The following is a 20700-nucleotide window of genomic DNA, read 5'->3' on the forward strand; positions in this document are numbered from 1 at the left end:
GGAAAAAGCCTGGGTCCCCGCTTTCGCGGGGATTTTACGGGAGGGGGCAGGCTCCCCGCTCGTAACTTCCCTCGCCCCCCAACACCGCCTTCCTGGGCCTTGTGCCCAGGATCCATCGTTCAGCCGCTCAGACCTTGGCAGGACGGTCGAGGTCTGAGCGGTCGCCGGCATGGGCCCTCGCCACGGGGGCGAGGGAGGCGGAGTTTTGTTGCTGGGTGCAGAGACGGCCGGCGTCGCGGAAGCTGAAAACGGCCCCCCTCCGGCCCTGCGGGCCGCCTCCCCCAGAGGGGGAGGATCAGCACGCGGCCTCCCCGCCCCCGCGGAACAAAAAACGGCGGGTCCTTGCGGACCCGCCGTTGATTACCGTCAGTCCCGGCGATCCGAAGACCGCCGGGGCGAACGCCGAGCTGCTTAGAAGCGCAGCTTGGCGCCGACGAAGTAGGAACGACCCAGGATGTCGTAGGTGTTCGGGTCGGTGTTGCCGTCCGGCGAGTTGTCGAACACCGGCGGCTTCTTGTCGCCGAGGTTGCGAACGCCGCCGAAGACTTCGACGTTGTCGTTGACGTTCCAGCGGGCGCTGACGTCGTGGTAGAAGTAGGCGTCAACCGCGCTGTAGCCGCCATCCTCGAACTCGGGGATGTTGCCCTGGTTGTCCATCTCGCCGATGTAGGTGCCGGTGTAGGCCAGGCGGACCGGGCCGACATCGTAACCAACGCGCAGGCTGGCCTTCCATTCCGGCAGCGAGGCCGAGATGTTGTAGGCGCCGATGGTGCCCTTGTAGTCGATGCCGTCCAGCTCGTAGCTGTCGAGATAGGTGGTCGACAGGTCGAACTGCAGCTTGTCGCCCCAGACGCCGCCGGCCCACGGCACGTTCCAGCCGTACGAAACGGCCACGTCGATGCCCTTGGTCTGCAGCGACGACACGTTGCCGAGCGGCGCGCGGGCCTTCAGGTTGCCGGCCGGGTCGCGGTAGATCAGCGGCAGGTTGATGCCCGAGTCGAAGCAGGCCGACGAGGTCAGGCTGCCCGAGGCGAAGCAGGCCGAGACGATGCCCGAGACGCCGCCACGGATCGTGCCGATGTAGTCGTCGATCTTGATGTCGTAGTAGTCGACCGTGGCGCTCAGGCCCGAGATGAAGCTCGGTTGCCAGACGACGCCGAAGGTGACGGTTTCCGACTTTTCTTCGTTCAGGCTCGGGTTGCCGTAGAAGAACGACTCCGTCTGGGTGTTCTGGGCGACGAAGTTGCCGGCGACCGGATCATAGCCCAGCTGAGCGGTACAGAAGGTGCGCACCGCGGCGGTCAGGGTGCGCGCGGCGCCCGTGCCCGGGTTGACGGTGGTGCAGGGGTCGAGCACGGCCGGGAAGCCCTGGTCGCCCGACTGGTACAGTTCGAACACCGACGGGGCGCGGCTGGCCTTCTGGAACATGGCCCGCAGCTTGACGTCGTGGATCGGCTTGTACTCGACGCCGACCTTGTAGCTGTAGACGCTGCCGACCGACGAGTAGTCGGAATAGCGGCCGCCCAGTTCCAGGCCCAGGTAGTTGGCGCCGGTCACGTCGGCGATCAGCGGAACCACGGCTTCGGCGTAGAGTTCGCCGACGCTGGAACCACCGCCCACGGCCTTCTCGGCGTTGAAGCCGAAGATGTCGCCCGAGTTCTTGGCGGCGTCCGGGGTGAAGGCCAGGGTGTCTTCACGCCATTCGGCGCCGACGGCCACCGACAGGTCGCCGGCCGGCAGCTTGAACAGCGGGCCGGTCGCGTAGACCGAACCGACGTTGCGCTCGAACACGGTCAGGTCCGAGAAGTTCAGGCGCACGAAGTTGGCCGCGGCGCTCGAGATGTTGCCGGCGCCGAACAGGTTCAGCGGGGCGCAGGTCGGGAACAGGGCCAGCGAGGCGGTCGAGCAGCTGGTGGTGCTGGCGCCGGCGCCCGAAGCGATCGCCGCGGCGACCTTCGAACGCGAGACGTCGTTCTGCACGCCGACGCGGAACTCGGTGCGGCCGAAGCTGTAGAAGGCTTCACCGGTCCAGCCGTGACCCAGGTCGGCCTTCAGGCCGAGGTTGATCTGATAGAGATCCGAGTCGCGGGTTTCGACGCGCGGACCGACCTCGGCCATACGACGATCGACGAAGATGTTCGCGGTCGGGTTCGGACGGGTGGCCAGCAGGGTGGCCAGGGCCGGCGTGACGAAGGCGTTGTTGTACGGCACCTGGATGCCGGTGGCCGGGGTCGGCGCCAGCTGGGCGGCGTTGCGGCTGTCGGCGTAATAGAGCTCGGCGGTGGCGGTCAGCCAGTCGGCGATCTCGTAGTTGCCCAGGGCGGTGATGTTGAAGCGCTCGCCGGGCGAGAGCAGGTTGTTGACCGGCGAGAAGTTGTAGCGGTCGCCGGCCAGGGTGTTGACGAACGGACGCGGGGTGCCGTCCGGGTTGAAGCCGTAGCGCACGTTCAGCGGGCTCGAGGTCGAACCGCCGAAGGGGTTGGTGCCGATGGCGTTGGCCGCGCCGGTCACGCCCGTGCCCGAACCGCCGGCGTTCGAGACCAGCGACCACGGACGGTCGCTGTTCGGCAGGATCTTGTCGCGGCTGTAGTAGTTGGCGTAGGCGGTCACGTTGCCCTTGCCGTCCGGCGTGTTGGCGCCGATCAGCACGTAGCTGTTCGTGGTCTTGCCGTCGCCGATTTCAGTGCCGCTCCACTGAGTGCCGACTTCGACGCCTTCGAAGTCCTTCTTCAGCTGGAAGTTCACGACGCCCGACAGAGCGTCCGAACCGTACACGGCCGAGGCGCCGCCGGTGACGATCTCGACCTTGTCGATCAGGGCGGTCGGGATGTTGTTGAGGTCGACGGTGTTCGAACGCGTCGACGGGTTCATGCGGTGGCCGTTGACCAGCACCAGGGTGCGAGACGCCCCCACGCCGCGCAGGTCGACGGTGGCGGTGCCGTCCGACGGGTTGTTCGAGGCGGCGGTCAGGCCGGGCATCACCTGCGGCAGGCGGTTCAGCACGTCTTCAGTGGTGGTCGAGCCGGCCGCCTGAATGGCTTCCGAGGTCACCGTCGAGATCGGGCTGTTGGCCACGTAATCCTGGCGGGCGATGCGCGAACCGGTGACGACGACGGCTTCGATTTCGGTCGAATCGCTCTCCGGCGCGGTCTGGGCCGAAGCCACCCCGGCGCTGGCGGCGGCGATCGCGAGACCGCTGATGATGGTCGTCGTCAGGAGGCGCTTACGCGTCATCTGAGTCTTCAATGGAATCCCTCCGAGAATGGGCCGCGCCTGGCGATGTCGCCGGCCCTTCGCCCACGTCTTGCAATCCCAGGCTGCTCACAGCCCGGTTGGGCCGGACGTTAGGAGCGCCCCCTCGGAGCGGTCAATTCCGATTACTGTTATGTAACGTGAAGCATCCTTTCTGTCGCAAATTGAACACACCCCTGTCGCCTTGATGGCAGATAGGGGCGCTTTCGAACCGCGATGCATAGCCAAGCTTGGGTCGGAAGGTCCAAATATGGCGCCTTGGTGGCAAAACTCTCCACTTTGAAATAACGCAGCTATCGAAATATGTTCTCGCATCGCTACATAATTTCGGAACAATGTTGCGCCTTCGGCGTTGCTGAACGCCTTCGCGGGAACACAATCTGAACGCGTGTCTTTCGAGTCACGCTCGCGACTTCGCCGCCCTCCGATTCCTCTCCGCCCCTGACTGGAAGTCTTCATGCGCTTCATCCGCCTGCCGCTCGCGCTTCTCGTCCTCGCCGCGACGGCGCCCGCCGCCCTGGCCGCGCCGGCCGCCGAGAAGGCGCCCCAGGCCGGGGCGCTGGGCGCGGTAGCGGCCTGCCGGGCGGTTCCCGAGGCTGCCGCCCGCCTGGCCTGCTACGACAAGGCGGCCGCCGACCTCGTGGCCGCCGACGCGGCCGGCGACATCGTGGTGCTGGACCGGCAGAAGGTGGAAAGCGTCAAGCGCGAGGCCTTCGGCTTCAACCTACCCAAGCTCGACCTGTTCGGCGGCAAGGGCGACCAGGCGCCGGCCAGCCTCGACCGCATCGAGGGCGTGGCCAAGCAGGCCTGGCAGAACGGGGCCGGCGGCTGGACGATCGTGCTGGAGGACGGCGCCAAGTGGGACCAGGTCGGCCGCGATCCGGTGCGCCGCGCGCCCAAGGCCGGCTCGAAGATCTCGATCCGCCGGGCCTCGATGGGCAGCTTCTTCCTGAACGTCGACGGCCAGACGGCCATCCGCGCGCGACGGATCGACTAGGCGGCGGGTCGGACAAGTCGAGCGGAAGGGCTTGCCCAAGGCGCGCGCGCCGCGCATCTGAAGGGTTCGAGACGTTCCTTCCAGAGGCTAAAGCGCCCATGACCGACTTCCGCCGCGTCACCGACAGCCTGTCGGTCAGCCCCCAGATCACCGTCGAGGACGTGGCCCGGGCCAAGGCCGAGGGCTTCACCCTGATCGTCAACAACCGTCCGGACGGCGAGGATCCCAGCCAGCCGACGGGCGCGGAGATCGAGGCGGCGGCGAACGCCGCGGGCCTTTCCTACGTGCACGTGCCGGTGCGCGGCGGACCGACCCAGGAGCAGGTGGACGCGGTGCGCGAGGCTGTCGAGGCGGCCGGCGGACCGGTCCTGGCCTTCTGCCGCTCGGGCACCCGCTCGATCGTCACCTGGTCGATCGGCCAGGCGCTGTCGGGCGCGGCCGATCGGGAAACGCTGGTGCGACAGGGCTATGAGGCCGGCTACGACCTCTCCGGCGTCCTGCCGCACTAAGTAAAGGCCTCAGTAGCCGCCCAGCGTGGTGACGCGGGCGGCCATGGGGCTGGGTTCGGGCTCGCACGAGGCCAGCACGAACTGCGCCGCAATGAGACACAGCACGGCGAAGCACGCGCGCTGGAGCCGTTTTGAGACAAAAATCGCCGCGTCGGCCGCCATGATCCGTACTCCACAGGGTTTACGGTTCGTTAAGCGCAAGACCGGCGCCGCTCAGGATGGGTCGCGATGATCCCCTTCGTCCGCGAGATCGAGTTCGAATACGGCCGCTGCGACCAGGTCTCGCCGCTGATCCGGCGGGTGATCGCCGACAATCCGGGGCCGTTCACCTACACCGGCACGGGGACCTACATCGTCGGCCGCGGGACCGTGGCGGTGATCGATCCGGGTCCGGACCTGCCCGCGCACCTGGACGCCCTGCTGGCGGCGATCGAAGGCGAGACGGTGAGCCACATCCTGGTCACCCACCACCACGCCGACCACTCTCCCCTCGCCGGACCGCTGGCGCAGCGGACCGGGGCGCGGATCTGGGGCAGGCCGGCCCCGGCCGCGCCGGTGGCCGAGGAGACGGGCGTCAAGCTCGACGCCGAGGACGACGGCCATTTCCGGCCCGACATCGAGATCGCCGACGGCGACGTCTTCGAAGGTCCAGGCTGGACGCTGGAGGCGATCACCACGCCCGGCCACACCTCCAACCACGTCTGTTTCGGCCTGAAGGAGGAGAACGCCCTCTTCAGCGGCGACCACGTCATGGGCTGGTCGACGACAGTGATCACCCCGCCCGACGGCGACATGGGCGATTATTTCGAAAGCCTGGCCAAGATCCAGGCGCGGGACTTCCAGACCCTGTGGCCGACCCACGGCTCGCCGGTGCGCGAGGTCGCCCCGTTCCTGCAGGCCTATGTCGACCACCGCCGGGCGCGGGAAGCCCAGGTGCTGGGCGCGCTGGCCAACGGCCCGGCGCGGATCCGGCAGATGGTGCCGGTGCTCTACGCGGCGGTGGACCCGAGACTGCACCCGGCCGCGGCGCTGTCGATGCTGGCGCATCTGATCCAGCTGGTGCGCGAGGGGCGGGTGACGTGCGACGGGGCGCCGGGGCTGGAGAGTGAGTATCGGTTGGCGGGGTAGCGCTGGCTCCCTTCCGCCTTCCCGCTTCTTTGCTTCCCTCGCCCTTGTGGCGGGGGCCCATGCCGGCGACCGCTCAGACCTGGGCCGTTCGATAGAGGTCTGAGCGGCTGAACGATGGATCCTGGGCACAAGGCCCAGGAAGGCAAAGAGAGGGATAGGCGCGAACGACTACAAGCGCGCCCTCACCGTCGCCCGCAGCGTCCGCGGCGCGCCGGGGAAGATCCAGACGGGGCTGTAGGAACTCTGGGCGTAGTGCTCGTCCAGCAGGTTGTCGACCTCCAGGCGGGCGTCGAGCCTGGGGGTGATCGCGTATTCCACCGCCGCCTTGGCCTTCCAGTAGGACGGCAGGATCAGACCCGAGCCGTCCAGCGCCCCGGCGCGGTCGCCGACGTAAGAAGCGCCGACCGTCAGCGACCACTTGTCGAACCGGCCGACGGCGAAGGCGCCGCCCGAGTGTTCGGGCACGTTCAGCACCGCGTCGGTGGCGAAGGCGACGTCGTCGGCGACCGCGTCGGTCCAGCTGTAGTTGACGACGACGCGCCAGGCGGCGCTGACCTCGAACGATCCGTCCAGCTCGACGCCCCGGCTGGTCAGCTTGCCGACCGGAGCCAGGAAGCTGGCGTCCACGGGGTCGTTGGCCAGGATGTTGCGCTTTTCGATGTCGAACACCGAGACCGCCAGGTCGACGCCCGGCCAGGCGCCGGCGAGGCCCAGCTCCCAGCCCCTGCCCTTCTCGGGCGCGAAGCCCTCGCCGGTGCGGCCGGTGCCGGAATTGAGCAGGAACGAGCGGCCGTAGCTGGCGTGGGCGGTCAGGGCGTCGGTCAGGCGGTAGCGGGCGCCGAACCGGTAATCGACGGGCGAGCCCTCGCCCCGGCCGACCGCGCCGGTGCGGTTGTTGCGGATGGTCTGGCGATAGCGATCGACCCGCGCGCCGGCGAAGACACCCAGGCGGTCGGACACCTGCCACAGGTCCTGGGCGTAGAGGGTGGCCACGCGCCGGGTCTCGCGGTTGTCGGTGAAGGGCAGCAGCGACAGGGCCGTGCCGTCATAGACCGGCGCGTCGATCGAGATGGCGTAGGGCGCGGCGGCGCTGGGATTCCGGCGCAGCAGGCCCTCGTGGTAGTCGAGGGTGTAGCCCTTCACGCCGATGTTGAGGTGATGGGCGCCCAGGCGACCGTCGAGTTCGACGCGGCCCGACAGGTCCTCGACGCTGTAGTCGCGCTGGCGGCGCTGGCGCCACAGCTCGCGGCCGACGAGGCGCGACTGGTCGCTGGAGAAGCCCTTCATGTCGCCGGTCCGGTAAGCCGCGCCCGCCGTCAGCCGCCAGTCGGGCGACAGTTCGTATTCGCCGGTGACCTGATGGCGCTCGTTACGGAAGCGGGTCGTTCCGTCGCCCGGCTCGCCGAAGAAGCGCGAGCGCGGGATGGCCAGGGCGTCGCCGTTCACGGCCGGCACGCCGCGATCGAAGGGCGCGTCGAAGACGGTGAACTCGCCGACATAGGTCAGGCGCAGGGCGTCCGTCGGCCGCCAGGTCAGGGACGGGGCGATGGCGCGGCGGTGCAGGTCGACATGGTCGCGCCAGCCGTCGCTGTGTTCGTCGGCCACGACCAGGCGGGCGGCGATCGTGTCGGAGAGCGGGCCGGTCAGGTCGAGCTCGGCCCGGCGCAGGCCGTAGGAGCCGACGGTGGCCGCCACGCTGCCCGCGCGGGCGAACTGCGGGGTCTTGGAGACGATGTTGACGCGGCCGGCGGGGTCGATGTCGCCGAACAAGGCGCCGGCAGGACCTTTCAGGATTTCGACCCGCTCGGCCGTGGCCGGATCGCGCGGCGGGGCCAGGCCGCGATTGGCCAGGAAGCCGTCGACATAATATTCGGCCCCGCCGTCGGGCGTGCCGAGGAAGCCGCGGATGGCGAAGTTGTCGAGGAAGCCGCCGCGATTGTTCTGCTGGGAGACGCCGCTGGTCAGCTCCAGGGCGTCGGCCAGCCGGCCCGCCCCGACCGCGTCGAGCAGGTCGCGCTCGACCGAGCGGCTGGAGGGCGAGGTGGCCTGGGTGATCTCGCCCGCGCCCAGGGTGGCGTCGCGGGCCGCGCCGCGCCGGCCCAGGATGACGATCTCGCCCACGGCATGGGGTTCGGCCTCGACAGCCTCGGTCGACGGCGAGGGTTCGGCGGCCGATAGGGCCAGCAGGCACGCGCTGACGCAGCTCCACGACAGGGGCAAGATGCAACTCCATTTGTAATGTTATTACATATCAGCTATGCCGCAGACACGATGCTGTCAACCGCCCCTTCCCCCGCCTCTTCTTCCGGCCGGATCGCCGCCATCGACGCCCTGCGGGGCCTGGTCATGCTGCTGATGATGGTCGACCACGTGCGGGAGTTCTTCTTCATCCACGCCCAGGTCTCCGACCCGATGGACGTGGACGCGACGCAGCCCTCGCTGTTCTTCACCCGCCTTTCCGCCCACCTGTGCGCGCCGGTGTTCGTGGCCCTGACCGGCCTTGCCGCCTGGCTCTATGGCCGCAAGCAGGGCGGCGAGGATCCGCGCGCCATCGCCAGGGCGGCCAGCGGCTTCCTGTTCAAGCGCGGCCTCTTCCTGGTGTGCCTGGAACTGACCTTCGTCAGCTTCGCCTGGACCTTCGACCTGACGCCGAAGACCTATTACCTGCAGGTGATCTGGGCGATCGGCCTGTCGATGATCGCCCTGGCGGCGCTGGTCCATCTGCCGCGCGCGGCGATCGCCGCGGTGGGGCTGGTGGTCGTGCTGGGCCACAACCTGCTGGACCCGATCAGCATCGCGCCGGGCCAGCCCGGCCACGCGCTGTGGGCCATACTGCACGACCGCGGCTTCATCGACCTGCCGTGGGGCGCGCGGGCGCGGACCTCCTACCCGCTGCTGCCGTGGATCGGTGTCGCCGCCCTCGGCTATGCCATCGGCCCGTGGTTCGTGGCGAGCTGGCGCGACCGTCGCAACCGCCTGCTGCTGACGGGCGTCGGCGCCCTGACCCTGCTCCTGCTGCTGCGCAATCTGAACGGCTATGGCGAGACGCCGTGGGTTCATGGCGTCGACGCCGTGCGCACGGCGATGAGCTGGCTGAACTTCACCAAATACCCGCCCTCTGCCGACTTCCTGCTGCTGACGCTGGGGGTCGGGGCGCTGCTGCTGGCGGTGCTGGAAAAGGTCCCGCCCCGGCTGCTCGCCCCCCTGGCGGTGCTGGGAAGCGCGCCGCTGTTCTTCTACCTGATCCACCTCTACGGCCTGCACCTGCTGCAGCTGGCGGCGGTCGCGACGCTGGGGCCCAACCAGGGCGAGGTCTGGAGCCTGCCGGGCGTCTGGGCGATCTGGCTGACGGCGGGGGTCGTGGCGGTTCCGTGCTGGTGGGCCTGCCGCTGGTTCGGACCCGTGAAGCGGGCCAGCCGGCAGCCGTGGATGAAGTATCTGTAGGCAAACCTCTTTTCTCCTTTTCTCCCGTCATTCCCGCCCTCGTGGCGGGAAACCCTGGTTCCGTTCGCACGTGAAGCGCCAGCGGATCGCCGGCGATCCGCCCCACCCGCACCTGCGGCTGACAGAGGGGTTCCCGCCACGAGGGCGGGAATGACGGGAGAAATGAAGAGACGGCGCACGACGGATTGCCTTGCCGCCGCCCCCTCGACAGACCCTCGCCCGGTAGGCGAAATACGCCCCGCGGCGTTTCTCCCGCGCCGAGGCGGTCAGCGTAAGAGTTCATGTTCACCAGCGACGAGAACGCCCGGCTGGCGGCGCTGCACGAATACGGCCTGGTCGACACCCCGCCGGAGGCCGCGTTCGACCGCATCACCGCCCTAGCGGCCGAGCTGTTCGACATGCCGATCGCCGCCATCACCCTGATCGACGCCGAGCGCCAGTGGATCAAGTCGATCGTCGGGCTGGAGCCGGGCGGCACGCCGCGCGAGGACGCCTTCTGCCACTACACGATCCAGTCGGACGAGGTGACCGAGGTGCTCGACCCCGAGCACGACGAGCGGTTCAGCAGCAATCCCTTCGTCACCGACGACCCGAACATCCGCTTCTACGCCGGCGCGCCGCTGCGTCTGCCCAGCGGCCATCGCCTGGGGGCGCTGTGCCTGATCGACCGCAAGGCGCGGCCGCCGCTGTCGGCCGAGGAGAAGCGCCGGCTGGAAGCCCTGGCCCAGATCGTCGTCACCGAGATGGACCTGCGCCTGCTGGCCGCCCGCAGCGAACTGCTGACCCGCCAAGCCCAGGCGGCGACCGAGGCCAAGAGCGAGTTCCTGGCCAACATGACCCACGAGCTGCGCACGCCGCTGACCAGCGTGATCGGCTTCAACGGCCTGCTGGCCGCCTCGCCCAACCTGCCCGACAAGGAGCGGATGCTGGCGACCAAGGCCAAGGGCGCGGGCGAGAAGCTGCTGACCATCGTCAACGACGTGCTGGACCTGGCCCGCCTGGAAGCGGGGGCGAGCGATCTCGCCGACGCGCCGATCGACGTCGCCCCGATCGCGCGCTCGGCCGTCGAGCTGTTCGCCGAACGGGCGCAGGACAAGGGCGTGGCCCTGACGCTGGAGATCGGATCCGGCCTGCCGACGGTGAGCGGCGACGCCGCCCGCCTGCGCCAGATCCTGGTCAACCTGCTGGGCAACGCCCTGAAGTTCACGGAGAGCGGCGAGGTCTCGCTGCGGGTGGCCGCCCGTGACGGCGCCTTGGCCCTGGCGGTCGGCGACACCGGGGTCGGCATCCCCGCCGACCAGCTGGACCGCATCTTCGAGCGCTTCGAGCAGGTGGCCGGCACGGCCCAGCAGTTCGGCGGCACGGGCCTGGGCCTGGCCATCTCGCGCCGCCTGGCCCGCCAGATGGGCGGCGAGATCACGGTGCAGAGCCGGCCGGGCGAGGGCTCGACCTTCACGTTGACCCTGCCGGCCGCGACCTAGGCGCCCCGCGCACGAGGCGAAACACGGCCGATACGCGGGACATCGACCGACACGCTCGCATTGTTCGCCGTAAGCGCGCGCTCATACCCGCGACGTCTAACCCGGCTGGACTGACCCACGGGCCGCAGTCGGCGGCCGTGGAAGGCGGCCAGCATGTCGATCTACGAAACCGTCTACAGACTGATGGTCTCCCTGCCCTCGGCCGACGGCGAACTGCGCGAACCGGTCAGGGCCGCCATCCGCAGCGCCGGCGGCCGCAACCGCCAGATCATCCTGTCCTATCCGCCCAAGGTCGCCGGCACCTTCATGCGCACGGCGCTGATCCACCTGCTGGAGAAGCACTACCAGGCGGGCCTGTCGCGCGGCTCGTACGCCAATTCGGACCACGCCCGCGATCCCTACTTCCCGCTGCTGCTCAACCAGCACCTGGCCCGGGGGCCGCGCCCGCAGGCGTCGGTGATGCACCTGCACATGTATCCGAGCCGGCATGCGACCGACATCCTGGAGGTGTTCGGGGTTTCGGTGGTGACCGCCTCGCGCGACATCTTCGACACCCTGGTCAGCCTGCGGGACATGCACGAGAAGGCCGAGGCCGAGGGCCGGCGGATGGACGACGCCCTGCTGCATTCGGGCCGCAGCTATTATGACATGAGCGTCGAGGAGCGCCGCCACAGCCTCGTCCACGTCGCGCCGCTCTGGTACGCGCGGTTCTACGGCCAGTGGCTCGACTACCAGCGCCGCTGCATCGCCGAGGGTCGGCGCGCGCCGCTGTGGATCGGCTACGAGCAACTGCGGACCGATCCCCGCGCGGTGCTGTCGCGGATCGCGGGGCACGTCGATCCCGACCACGCCTACAGCGCCGCCGAACTCGACTCGGCCCTGGCCCGCAGCCTGGTCGACAAGGAGAGCGTGCGTATCAACAAGGGCGTCTCGGGCCGCGGCGAGGCCTTCTTCTCCGAGGCGGAGAAGAAGGCCGTCCGCGCGATCCTGGCGCCGGTCGGCGAGGAGGCGCTCGCCGAGCTAGGCGTCCTCTAGGCGCGCGGCCTGAAGCGGGGTCGCCCGTCCCATGCGCGCGCCCAGATGCTCGGCCAGGCGGATCGACAGCGCCACGATGCTGAAGGTCGGGTTGGAGATGCCGCCCTGCGGGAACACCGACGAGCCGGCGACATAGAGGTTGTCGAGGCCGTGGACCTTGAGGTCGGCGTCGACCACGCCCAGGGTCGGGTCGGCCGCCATCCGCGTCGTGCCGATATGGTGGCCGTTGACCACCAGCTGGCTCTTCAGGTCGTCCCACGACGGGTAGTAGATCTGGCCGCCCAGGGGACCGATCGCCTCTTGGAACAGGCGGGTCGAGATCTCGTAGGTCGCCTGGTCGCCGTCGCCGACCTCCCAGCGGATCTTCGTCTGCGGCTGGCCGAACACCGGATCGACGGTGTCGGCCAGGGCGACGAAGCTGTCGTCGTTGGGCAGCATCTCGAAATAGTAGGAGGCGGTGTAGGGGCGGAACCAGCAGCTGCCGATGCCGTGCGCGCGCTGGGTCTCGGCGCTGGGCGAGAACCGACCCTGGACGGTGACGCCGTTCGGGTCGCTCCAGCCGCCGGAACCGGCGCCTCGCAGCGCCTCGCCGGTCAGCAGCCGGGTCTCGGCCTCGTTCAGGAAGGTGCTGCGCACGCCGATGGCGTTGCTGTTGCTCAGCGGATGGCACTGGAAGTAGCGGCCGACCTGGCCGTGGGCGTTGCCGGCGTCCGACAGCAGCAGCTGGCGGGCGTTCTCGACGGCGCCGCAGGCCAGGACATAGGCGTCGGCCTTGATCGTGAACTCGGTGGCCTTGGTCGGCGGCGAGCCCGTGTTCAGCGAGGCGACGCGCAGGTCCTGCACGACGCCGCCGGCGTGGCGGATCTCCAGCAGGCTGGCGTTGACGATGACCTCGGCGTCGCTGTCGCCGATCGTCACGCCGTCGAAGGTGCGGGTGGCGAAGTTCAGATAGGCCTTGCCCATGAACTGGTACATCTCGGTGTCGAAGCCGGGGATGTCGGGAACCTCGGCGCGCAGCACCCCGGCCCAGTACTCGGCGGTGAAGTCGTCGCTGTAGAGGGCGCACAGCGCGGCCGCCTGGGCGTAGTAGGGCTTCAGGTCCTCGTAGGTGATCGGCCAGCCGGGAAAGCCCGGCCGCGCCTCGAAGCTGATCGGATCCAGCGACCGCGACTGGCCGCCCCAGTGGGAAGAGGTGCCGCCGAACACCCGCTCGCGCTCCCAGGCGCGGCTCGACTGGCCCAAATAGGGCAGGACCAGGAACTCGCGCTCATTGGTGGCGAACAGCCCCTCGGCCTGGCCGGCGTAGAGCAGCGACTTCTCGGGCCAGCTTTCCTTGTAGGGCACGTTTCGGCCGCCCTCGATCAGCACGACCTTGTAGCCGGCCTTCTGCAGCAGCCAGGCCGCCGTGACCCCGGCCGGGCCCGTGCCGATGACGCACACCTGGGCGGAGATGACGCCGCCGTCGCCGATGTCCTTGCCGTCCGTGATCATGAGAGCCTCCCGATCGCTCTCATGTAGAATGCGGCAAATTGCGCGCTTTGGTTGTGTAGAAGTTCACACGATCGACAGCGCCTAGTCGGAGGAACCAGGCGGCCCGGATCACGCCATCGGCGGTTCCCGCGGAGGACTGAACGATCAATGCGCCGACCGATCGGGACGGCCTGTCGATCCACATCGCCCTGTCGGCGCGCCAAGCTTCCGACAAAACCATCCCGAGCAAAACGTCCAGAACAAATCAAAGGACGAAATTACAAAAATTCCGGACGCATAACGCTCAAATTACATCAGCTATATTACTATTTCTCACGTATAAATCATGAAGATAACTAAAGTCTTTTATACTCAAGAGCTCAACGAACTTGGTATCGACTGTCCCCAGCGTTCCGAGCCGAACGATTGCTCGCGAAAGCAAGATGATGCTTAGGTAGGCGGGATTGCTCCGCACCCGGTGGTCGTTCCACGGCGGAAGATCGTCGGCGACGGTGACTATGCGCATCACGCCCTCGCGGTGCACGGTTCCATCCGCATCGACGTAGCCACCAGGCAGAGTGAATGCGAACTCGTTCTGCTGATCCTTCATGAGGCCCCCCTCTTTCTCACTTTCCAGTATGGCGGATCGGACGGAGTTCAGCCGCCGATCGCCTTGAGCACGCCCGCCACGCGGCCGCAGTTGCGGCCGAGATCGCCGCCGGCGTCGCGGGCGATCGAGCGGACGTCGACGCGGGCGCCGGCGCTGTCGGGGCGGACGCGGACGACCAGGTCGTCCTTCATGCCGAACCAGAAGCTGGCGCCGGCGGCCTCGATGCGGCCGTCGTTGGGATCGTCGGTGACCAGCCTCAGGCCCTTGGCCTGGACGGCGGCCTTGGCGGCCTCGTAGACGTCGGCCGGCGTGCGGTCGAGCACCAGGGTCTTGGCGGCCGGGCAGGTCTCGGCGTTGACCTCGGCGACGCGGCGGCCGGCGAACAGCTCGGAGCCGACCGGCAACTGCGGGTCGTCGATCACCGGCGCCGAGGCCTCGCCCCGCGCGGCCATGACGGTCTCGGAGAAGCCCAGCGGGGCCTTCCAGTCGGTGGCGACGTCGCCGACGGGCGCGGCGCGGCCGCCGACGCCGGTGGCCAGGAACAGCACGCCGAGGGTGGCGATGGTGATCGCCAGGGCCAGCAGGGCCCGCTTCCAGTGGCGCTGGATGCCGCCGATCATCGCCACGACGACGCCCAGCGCCCCCGTGCCGAGGCTCAGCCAGGCGACCAGCGGTGCGAGGTCCCGGGTCATCAGGTCGTAGGCGACCGCCTTGTCGAGCAGTCCGAAGCGCGCGCCCAGCGCCCCGACCACGATCAGCGCAGCCGGGATCAGGGCGATGACCACCGCCCCGATGAGGATCGGCGAAGCCCAGCCGCCCTTCCCGCCCGTTTCAGCCTTGGCCGTCTTGGCGGCCTTGGCCTTGCGGGATTTGGACGGCTGGATCGGCATGGCCAGCGGCGCTTCTTCGGCCACGAACACCGGCGGGGCGTCGAAGGCCGTCTCGGGCGTCGGCTCCAGCGGCTTGGTCTCGGCCTCGACCAACGGCTCGTGCGGGAAGACGTCTTCCGGCGCGGGCGGTTCGGCGGGTTCGGCCACCTCGGCGACGTGCGCGACCGGGGTCGGCTCGGGATCGGGCAGCGAGGCGGCCAGGGCCTCGGCGCTGATCGGCTCGGCTTCGGCTTGCGAGGCCAGGACCTCGGGCTCGTGGACGGGCTCGACGGCCGCTTCAGCCACGTCTTCCGGCGCCTCGACCGGATCGGGCGCGTATAGCACCGGCGCGCCGGCGCCGTCGGCGGCGGCCAGGGTGGCGGTTCCGGCCGCGGCGGCGGCGATGGTCGGCAGGACGTAGTGCTTCATCCGCTGGCGGATGACCTTCTTGTCGATCTTGCCGGTAGCGCCCAGCGGGATCTCGTCGACGAAGACGACGTCGTCGGGCATCCACCACTTCGCGATCTTGCCCTGCAGGAAGTCGAGGAACTCCTCCTTCGTGGCGGTCTCGCCCTCCTTCAGCTTGACCAGCAGGATCGGGCGCTCGTCCCACTTGGGGTGGGGCACGCCGATCACGGCGGCCAGGGCGGCCTTGGGATGGCCGACGGCGATGTTCTCGATCTCGATCGTGCTGATCCACTCGCCGCCGGACTTCACGACGTCCTTGGCGCGGTCGGTGATCTGCATGAAGCCCATCTCGTCGATGGTCGCCACGTCGCCGGTGTCGAAGAAGCCGTCGGCGTCGAGGATCTTGCCGCCGGCGCCCCGGAAGTATTCGGCGGCGATGATCGGCCCGCGGATCTTCAGGTGACCGAAGGCCTTGCCGTCGTGCGGCAGCGCTTTGCCCTCGTCGTCGGTCAGCTTCAGCTCGACGCCCATAGGCGGGCGGCCCTGCTTGAGGCGATAGGGCATCTGCTGGTCGTAGGGCAGCTGCTCCAGCGCGTCGGTCATGGTCGACAGCGTGCCGACCGGCGAGGTCTCGGTCATGCCCCAGGCGTGAACCACCTCGACGCCGTACTTCTCGTGGAAGGCGCGGATGATGCTTTCCGGACAGGCCGCGCCGCCGATCACCACCTTCTTGAGGGTCGAGATAGTGCCGTTGGTGCTTTCCAGGTGCTGCAGCAGCATCTGCCAGACGGTGGGCACGGCGGCCGAGAAGGTGACGCCCTCGGTCTCGAGCAGCTCGTGGATCGCCGCCCCGTCCATGCGCGCGCCCGGCATGACGATCTTGGCGCCGGTGGCCGGGGCCGAGAACGCCACGCCCCAGGCGTTGGCATGGAACATCGGCACCACCGGCAGGATCACGTCGCGCTGCGACAGGCCCATGACGTCGGGCTGCATGGTGATGAAGGTGTGCAGGAAGTTGGAGCGGTGCGAGTACATCACCCCCTTGGGGTCGCCCGTCGTGCCCGAGGTGTAGCAGAGGCCGGCGGCCGTGCCCTCGTCGAACCCGCCCCAGACGCAGTCGGCCGACTGCTCGGCGACCAGGTCCTCGTAGCAGAGCAGGCCCTTGAAGTGTGGGGCCTCGCCGGCCGGCCGGAAGTCGGCCGGCATGTGGTCGCGATCGGTGAACACCACCACGTGCTCGACATTGGGCAGGCGCGGGATGATCCCGGCGATGATCGGCAGGAAGGTCAGGTCCGTAAAGATGAGCTTGTCGCCGCCGTGGTCGGCGATCCAGGCGATCTGCTCGGGGAAGAGGCGTGGGTTGAGCGTGTGGCACACCGCCCCGACGCCCATGATCCCGTACCAGGTCTCGATGTGGCGGGCGGTGTTCCAGGCCAGGGTGCCGACCCGGTCGCCGGGCTTGATCCCGAGCGTCAGCAGCAGGTTCGACACCCGCTTGGCCCGGTCGTGGATCTCGCGATAGGTCGTGCGGACGATGGGCCCCTCGACCGACCGGGTGACCACCTCGCGGCCGCCGTGCCACTGGGCGGCGTGGTCGATGATCTTGTCGAGCGTCAGAGCGCCATGCTGCATCAAACCTTGCATCGAAACCGCTCTCCCGCGTCCTGCTTATCGTTGTTCAGGAGAGGCTAGCGGCCGTCGCCGCCCCGCGCAACGCATGGCGCGCCTCAAGCGAACCCCAGGGAAGGTCATGCTTATCCCAGGCGGCGAGCGGACTTTGCGTCCATCTGCACGCAAGTGTAGAGTTTAGCCTCCTCCACACGGCCGCGCTGATCGGCCGCACCGCCCGTTCACTCCCAGAACGCCGTTTTGCGGCTAGCTTCAGCGTCGACTGTTTTGACCCGCGTACGAGACGGGAGCGCAAGCCTTGAGATGGCTCGACGCGCTAGGCGCAGACGAACGGCTGGACGAAGTGGCGGCGGACACCCACCGCCTGATGACCGTGCGCATCGTGTCGGCGGCCGTGGTCGCCCTGGTGGTCGGCGCGGCCCTGGGTCCGGTCATGGCCGTCGCCTGGTTCGCCTCGCTCACCGCCTGCGAGACCCTGGCCTGGACGGTGACCCGCCGCTTCAAGCCCGGCATGCCGACCACCGACCGCCTGCGCGCGGCCTTCGTGCTGGCCTCGATCCCGATCAACGTGGTGTGGACCTGGCTGGCCGCGGCGCTGTGGCTGTTCCCCGACGCCGACCTGCGCATCGCAGCCCTGGGCGTGTGCGTGGGCGGCATCATCTTCACCCAGAACTTCCGCCACCAGCCGCTGAGCCTGCTGGTTATCACCGCCGCGCCGCCGCTGGCCAGCCTGGTGATCTTCCCGTTCTTCCTGCATGCGCCGCACGGGGTGGGCCATCCGACCAACAAGTGGGCGCTGGTCATGGTGGTGGCCACGACGATCAACGCCATGCTGCTGAACCGCGCGGCGGCCCGCCGGATGGACGCCCTGACCCGCGGCCTGCGGCAGGAAAAGGAGCGCGCCCTGGCCGCCTCGCAGGTCAAGTCGGTATTCGTGGCGACCATGAGCCACGAGATGCGCACGCCGATGAACGGCCTGCTGGGCCTGGCCCACGCCCTGAAGAGCACCGATCTGGACGAGCGCCAGCGCGACTATGTCGACCTGATGCTGCAGTCGGGCGACAGCCTGATGCAGCTCTTGACCGACGTGCTCGACATCTCCCGCCTCGATGCCGGCGAGACCGAGCTGACGCCCTGCGACTTCGACCTGCACGACCTGGTCCACGCGGTGGCCGACGCCTGGACCGACATGGCCATGGCCCGCGGCCTGACGGTGGACGTGCGCATCGATCCATCGGCCCCGCAGCGCCTGAACGCCGACCCGGCGCGGATCCGCCAGGTGCTGGGCGGACTGATGTCCAACGCCCTGAAGTTCACGCGGCTGGGCGGGGTGACGATCGAGGTTTCGAGCCAGGGCGACGCGCCGGACGGCCTGGAGACGATCGCCGTGCGCATCACCGACACCGGGCCGGGGATCGATCCGGCCCATGCCGAGAGGATCTTCGAGAGCTTCACCCAGGCCGACGAGACCGTCTCGCGCGCCCATGGCGGCATGGGGCTGGGCCTGACCATCGCCCGGGCCCTGGCCCGGCGGATGGGCGGCGACCTCAGCCTGGAGCCCGCCCCGCGCGGGGCGAGGTTCCTGTTCCTGATCCGCGCCCCCCAGCCGGCGCCCCCGCCCCTGCCGGCCGCCATGCCGCAGACGGCCAACGAGGACGACGAGGTCGCGCCACGCGTGCTGATGGCCGAGGACAATCCGATGAACCAGATGGTCGTGCGGCTGATGCTGGAGGCCGCCGGCGTCGACCTGACGGTGGTCGAGGACGGCCGCCAAGCCCTGGACGCCCTGCGGGCCTCGCGCTTCGACTGCGTGCTGATGGACATCAACATGCCGGTGATGGACGGGGTCACGGCCCTGTCGGAAATCCGCTCCGGCGCGGCCGGCCCCGCCGACACCCCGGTGATCGCCCTGACCGCCTCGGCCATGACCGGCGACCGCGAACGCTTCCTGAAGCTGGGTTTCGACGAGCACCTGGGCAAGCCGGTCAAGCCGCTGGACCTGATCGCGGCCATCGTCGCGACGCTGGACAGGACGCCCCCGCCGCAGGCGGCGGTGGGATAGCCGGGATCCTTCTCCCCTTGCGGGAGAAGGTGGCGGCCGAAGGCCGACGGATGAGGGGTCTCTCAGACGTGAGACGCTTCACCCGACACGACTGCTGTCGCGGCTTTGAGGTCTGAGAGACCCCTCACCCGACCTCGCTCTGCGAGGCCACCCTCTCCCGCAAGGGGAGAGGGATCACCCCATCTGTTCCGCCAGCGCCCGCGCCTCGTCCTCGAAGGCGCTGACCGTATCCACGCGCCGCCAGTCGATCTCCCCCGTATCCCGCACCAGCTGGCTTTCCAGCACGGCGACGTCGGCGTCGGAGGCGTCGTTGACGCGGGCGGCGACGCGGGCGCGGAGGACTTCGGGCGGGGCTTCCAGCCAGACGCCCTGGAAGGCGACGTCCAGTTTCTTGGCCAGGGCCTCGGCGCGGGCGCGCTGCTCGGGCTTGATGAAGACGGCGTCGACCACCACCGAGCGGCCGGCCTTCAGCACGAACTCGGCGTCGCGGAACAGCTCGTCATAGACCTTGTCGCTGACCTCGGGGGTGTAGGCCTCCTTGGGCAGGCGCTCCAGCGAGGGAACGTTCCACAGGCGCTTGCGGATCTCGTCGGTGCGCAGCACCACCGCGCCGGGGGCAGCCCCCAGGCCCGGCGCGCAGACGCGGGCGAAGGTCGACTTGCCCGAGCCCGACAGGCCGCCGGTAGCCACCAGGCTGACCGGCTTGGGCGCTAGGTGCTCGATGGCGGCGGCGAGATAGGCCCGCGCGGCCTCGTCGTCGCCGGTATAGGCCCAGACGTGGGTGCGCACGGCGGCGCGAACGCTGAGCATCAGCGGCAGGGCCGCCAGACCGGTCCACAGGCCCTCGCCGAAGGTGCGGGCGGCCTCGTCGAGATAGGCGTTCAGCACCCGGCCGGCGGCGTCGCGGCGACGGCGGAAGTCCAGGTCCATCAGCAGGAAGGCCAGGTCGTACTGCACGTCGATGTCCGACAGGGCGTCGTTGAACTCGATGCAGTCGAAGAGGATCGGCCTGCCGTCCTCGATCAGGATGTTCCCCAGGTGCAGGTCGCCGTGGCAGTGGCGGGCGAAGCCCTCGGTCGCGCGGGCGTCGAGCTGCGGACCCAGGCGCTTGAGGGCCAGATCCGTCTCCTCGACCAGCCGCTCGACGGCTTGCCCACCCAAGCGTGAAGCCAGGCCTCGCAGCAGGTTGGCGTTGGAGGCGATGGTGTAGCCCAGGGCCGAGACGCCGCCGCCTTCGGGGCGCAGCGCGGCGCCGGCGTGGAACTGGGCGACGGTGCGGCCCAGCGAGTCTTCCAGGGCGTCGTCGATGGCCCAGGGCTGGGAGGCCAGCACGGCCTCGCCGTCGAAGCGGCGCATCTCCAGCACGTACTCGACGACCTCGCCCTGGCCGTCGATCTCGACCCCGCCGTCGGCGGCGCGGGTCAGCTGGCGCACGGCGCGATAGATGTCGGGGGCGGCGGCGCGGTTGAAGCTGAGTTCGCGCTGCAGGGCCCAGCGGCGCAGCTCCAGCGTCGAATAGTCGAGGAAGCCGAAGTCGACCGGCCGCTTCACCTTGAAGGCGGACTCGCCCACCAGGAACACCCGCGCGCACGAGGTCTCGATCGTCTGGTCGGCCTTCGCACCGAGCCAGGCCGCGATTTCCTGTTCGCGCGCCGCTTCCGCGTCCTTGATCACGCCGTCCAACCTCGTCTTCGACCGCCCCGATCGGCGGCGCCGGGGCGTCCCATAGCGCAAAGTTCGGTGCAAGTCCTCGCGGACGCTTGCTACATCTACTTATACGATAGTAGCGTTTGATAACCACAGTCT

At 69.1% G+C, this 20700-nt stretch carries 14 protein-coding genes; 7 read left to right on the top strand and 7 right to left on the bottom strand.

The features are described 5' to 3' along the window. Positions 1–411: 411 nt before the first annotated feature. A complete protein-coding gene (locus AC07N1_RS22185) occupies positions 412–3234 on the bottom strand; it encodes a TonB-dependent receptor plug domain-containing protein (protein WP_494673759.1) in 2823 nt (940 codons plus the stop codon). A 475-nt stretch (positions 3235–3709) separates the two neighbouring features. Between AC07N1_RS22185 and AC07N1_RS22190 the strand changes: the two genes are divergently transcribed. Both AC07N1_RS22190 and AC07N1_RS22195 read left to right on the top strand, forming a co-directional pair. Next, a complete protein-coding gene (locus AC07N1_RS22190; RefSeq protein WP_494673760.1) occupies positions 3710–4249 on the top strand; it encodes a hypothetical protein in 540 nt (179 codons plus the stop codon). Between the two features lie 98 nt (positions 4250–4347). After that, on the top strand, positions 4348–4758 hold the full coding sequence (locus tag AC07N1_RS22195; RefSeq protein WP_494673761.1) for a TIGR01244 family sulfur transferase: 411 nt from the start codon (positions 4348–4350) through the stop codon (positions 4756–4758). Positions 4759–4767: 9 nt separating this feature from the next. On the opposite strand, the gene AC07N1_RS22200 is transcribed toward AC07N1_RS22195, so the two are convergent. Then, positions 4768–4920 carry a hypothetical protein gene (locus tag AC07N1_RS22200; RefSeq protein WP_110121857.1) on the bottom strand — a complete coding sequence of 51 codons (153 nt, stop codon included), beginning with the start codon at positions 4918–4920 and terminating at the stop codon, positions 4768–4770. A gap of 66 nt (positions 4921–4986) precedes the next feature. Between AC07N1_RS22200 and AC07N1_RS22205 the strand changes: the two genes are divergently transcribed. Beyond that, positions 4987–5886 (top strand): MBL fold metallo-hydrolase, encoded by a 900-nt coding sequence (locus tag AC07N1_RS22205; protein WP_494673762.1) that lies wholly within the window; start codon positions 4987–4989, stop codon positions 5884–5886. 168 nt (positions 5887–6054) lie between these two features. Here AC07N1_RS22205 and AC07N1_RS22210 read toward each other — a convergent pair whose 3' ends face one another. After that, a complete protein-coding gene (locus AC07N1_RS22210) occupies positions 6055–8106 on the bottom strand; it encodes a TonB-dependent siderophore receptor (protein WP_494673763.1) in 2052 nt (683 codons plus the stop codon). Between the two features lie 51 nt (positions 8107–8157). Here AC07N1_RS22210 and AC07N1_RS22215 point away from each other — a divergent pair, with 51 nt between their 5' ends. From AC07N1_RS22215 to AC07N1_RS22225, 3 genes are all read left to right on the top strand, one after another. Further along, positions 8158–9330, top strand: coding sequence for an acetyltransferase domain-containing protein (locus tag AC07N1_RS22215; protein WP_494673764.1), 1173 nt, complete (start codon positions 8158–8160; stop codon positions 9328–9330). 281 nt (positions 9331–9611) lie between these two features. Continuing rightward, complete coding sequence (locus tag AC07N1_RS22220; RefSeq protein WP_494673765.1) at positions 9612–10811, top strand: GAF domain-containing sensor histidine kinase; 1200 nt, start codon at positions 9612–9614, stop codon at positions 10809–10811. Between the two features lie 153 nt (positions 10812–10964). Beyond that, positions 10965–11846 (top strand): hypothetical protein, encoded by an 882-nt coding sequence (locus AC07N1_RS22225; protein ID WP_494673766.1) that lies wholly within the window; start codon positions 10965–10967, stop codon positions 11844–11846. Here the strand turns inward: AC07N1_RS22225 and AC07N1_RS22230 are convergent. The 3 genes from AC07N1_RS22230 to AC07N1_RS22240 all read right to left on the bottom strand — a co-directional run bounded on the left by AC07N1_RS22230 (position 11832) and on the right by AC07N1_RS22240 (position 16847). Next, positions 11832–13337: a GMC oxidoreductase gene (locus tag AC07N1_RS22230; RefSeq protein WP_494673767.1), complete on the bottom strand. Its 1506-nt coding sequence runs from the start codon at positions 13335–13337 to the stop codon at positions 11832–11834. The genes AC07N1_RS22225 and AC07N1_RS22230 overlap by 15 nt on opposite strands. Before the next feature lie 283 nt (positions 13338–13620). Further along, on the bottom strand, positions 13621–13926 hold the full coding sequence (locus AC07N1_RS22235; RefSeq protein ID WP_494673768.1) for a hypothetical protein: 306 nt from the start codon (positions 13924–13926) through the stop codon (positions 13621–13623). Positions 13927–13973: 47 nt separating this feature from the next. Next, positions 13974–16847 carry a long-chain-fatty-acid--CoA ligase gene (locus AC07N1_RS22240; protein WP_494673769.1) on the bottom strand — a complete coding sequence of 958 codons (2874 nt, stop codon included), beginning with the start codon at positions 16845–16847 and terminating at the stop codon, positions 13974–13976. Between the two features lie 283 nt (positions 16848–17130). Here AC07N1_RS22240 and AC07N1_RS22245 point away from each other — a divergent pair, with 283 nt between their 5' ends. Further along, the gene (locus tag AC07N1_RS22245) at positions 17131–18894 is read left to right on the top strand and encodes a response regulator (protein WP_494673770.1); all 1764 of its coding nucleotides are present in this window, start codon (positions 17131–17133) and stop codon (positions 18892–18894) included. Between the two features lie 174 nt (positions 18895–19068). Here the strand turns inward: AC07N1_RS22245 and AC07N1_RS22250 are convergent, their stop codons facing one another. Beyond that, on the bottom strand, positions 19069–20568 hold the full coding sequence (locus AC07N1_RS22250; RefSeq protein ID WP_494673771.1) for a bifunctional aminoglycoside phosphotransferase/ATP-binding protein: 1500 nt from the start codon (positions 20566–20568) through the stop codon (positions 19069–19071). Positions 20569–20700: the final 132 nt, after the last annotated feature.

The sequence above is a fragment of the Caulobacter sp. GW821-FHT09B11 genome (genome assembly GCF_059418205.1).

Coding starts and splice junctions, on each gene's coding strand:
- AC07N1_RS22185 (WP_494673759.1), bottom strand. CDS start 3,234: ATGACGCGTAAGCGCCTCCTGACGACGACCATCATCAGCGGTCTCGCG.
- AC07N1_RS22190 (WP_494673760.1), top strand. CDS start 3,710: ATGCGCTTCATCCGCCTGCCGCTCGCGCTTCTCGTCCTCGCCGCGACG.
- AC07N1_RS22195 (WP_494673761.1), top strand. CDS start 4,348: ATGACCGACTTCCGCCGCGTCACCGACAGCCTGTCGGTCAGCCCCCAG.
- AC07N1_RS22200 (WP_110121857.1), bottom strand. CDS start 4,920: ATGGCGGCCGACGCGGCGATTTTTGTCTCAAAACGGCTCCAGCGCGCG.
- AC07N1_RS22205 (WP_494673762.1), top strand. CDS start 4,987: ATGATCCCCTTCGTCCGCGAGATCGAGTTCGAATACGGCCGCTGCGAC.
- AC07N1_RS22215 (WP_494673764.1), top strand. CDS start 8,158: ATGCTGTCAACCGCCCCTTCCCCCGCCTCTTCTTCCGGCCGGATCGCC.
- AC07N1_RS22220 (WP_494673765.1), top strand. CDS start 9,612: ATGTTCACCAGCGACGAGAACGCCCGGCTGGCGGCGCTGCACGAATAC.
- AC07N1_RS22225 (WP_494673766.1), top strand. CDS start 10,965: ATGTCGATCTACGAAACCGTCTACAGACTGATGGTCTCCCTGCCCTCG.
- AC07N1_RS22230 (WP_494673767.1), bottom strand. CDS start 13,337: ATGATCACGGACGGCAAGGACATCGGCGACGGCGGCGTCATCTCCGCC.
- AC07N1_RS22235 (WP_494673768.1), bottom strand. CDS start 13,926: ATGAAGGATCAGCAGAACGAGTTCGCATTCACTCTGCCTGGTGGCTAC.
- AC07N1_RS22240 (WP_494673769.1), bottom strand. CDS start 16,847: ATGCAAGGTTTGATGCAGCATGGCGCTCTGACGCTCGACAAGATCATC.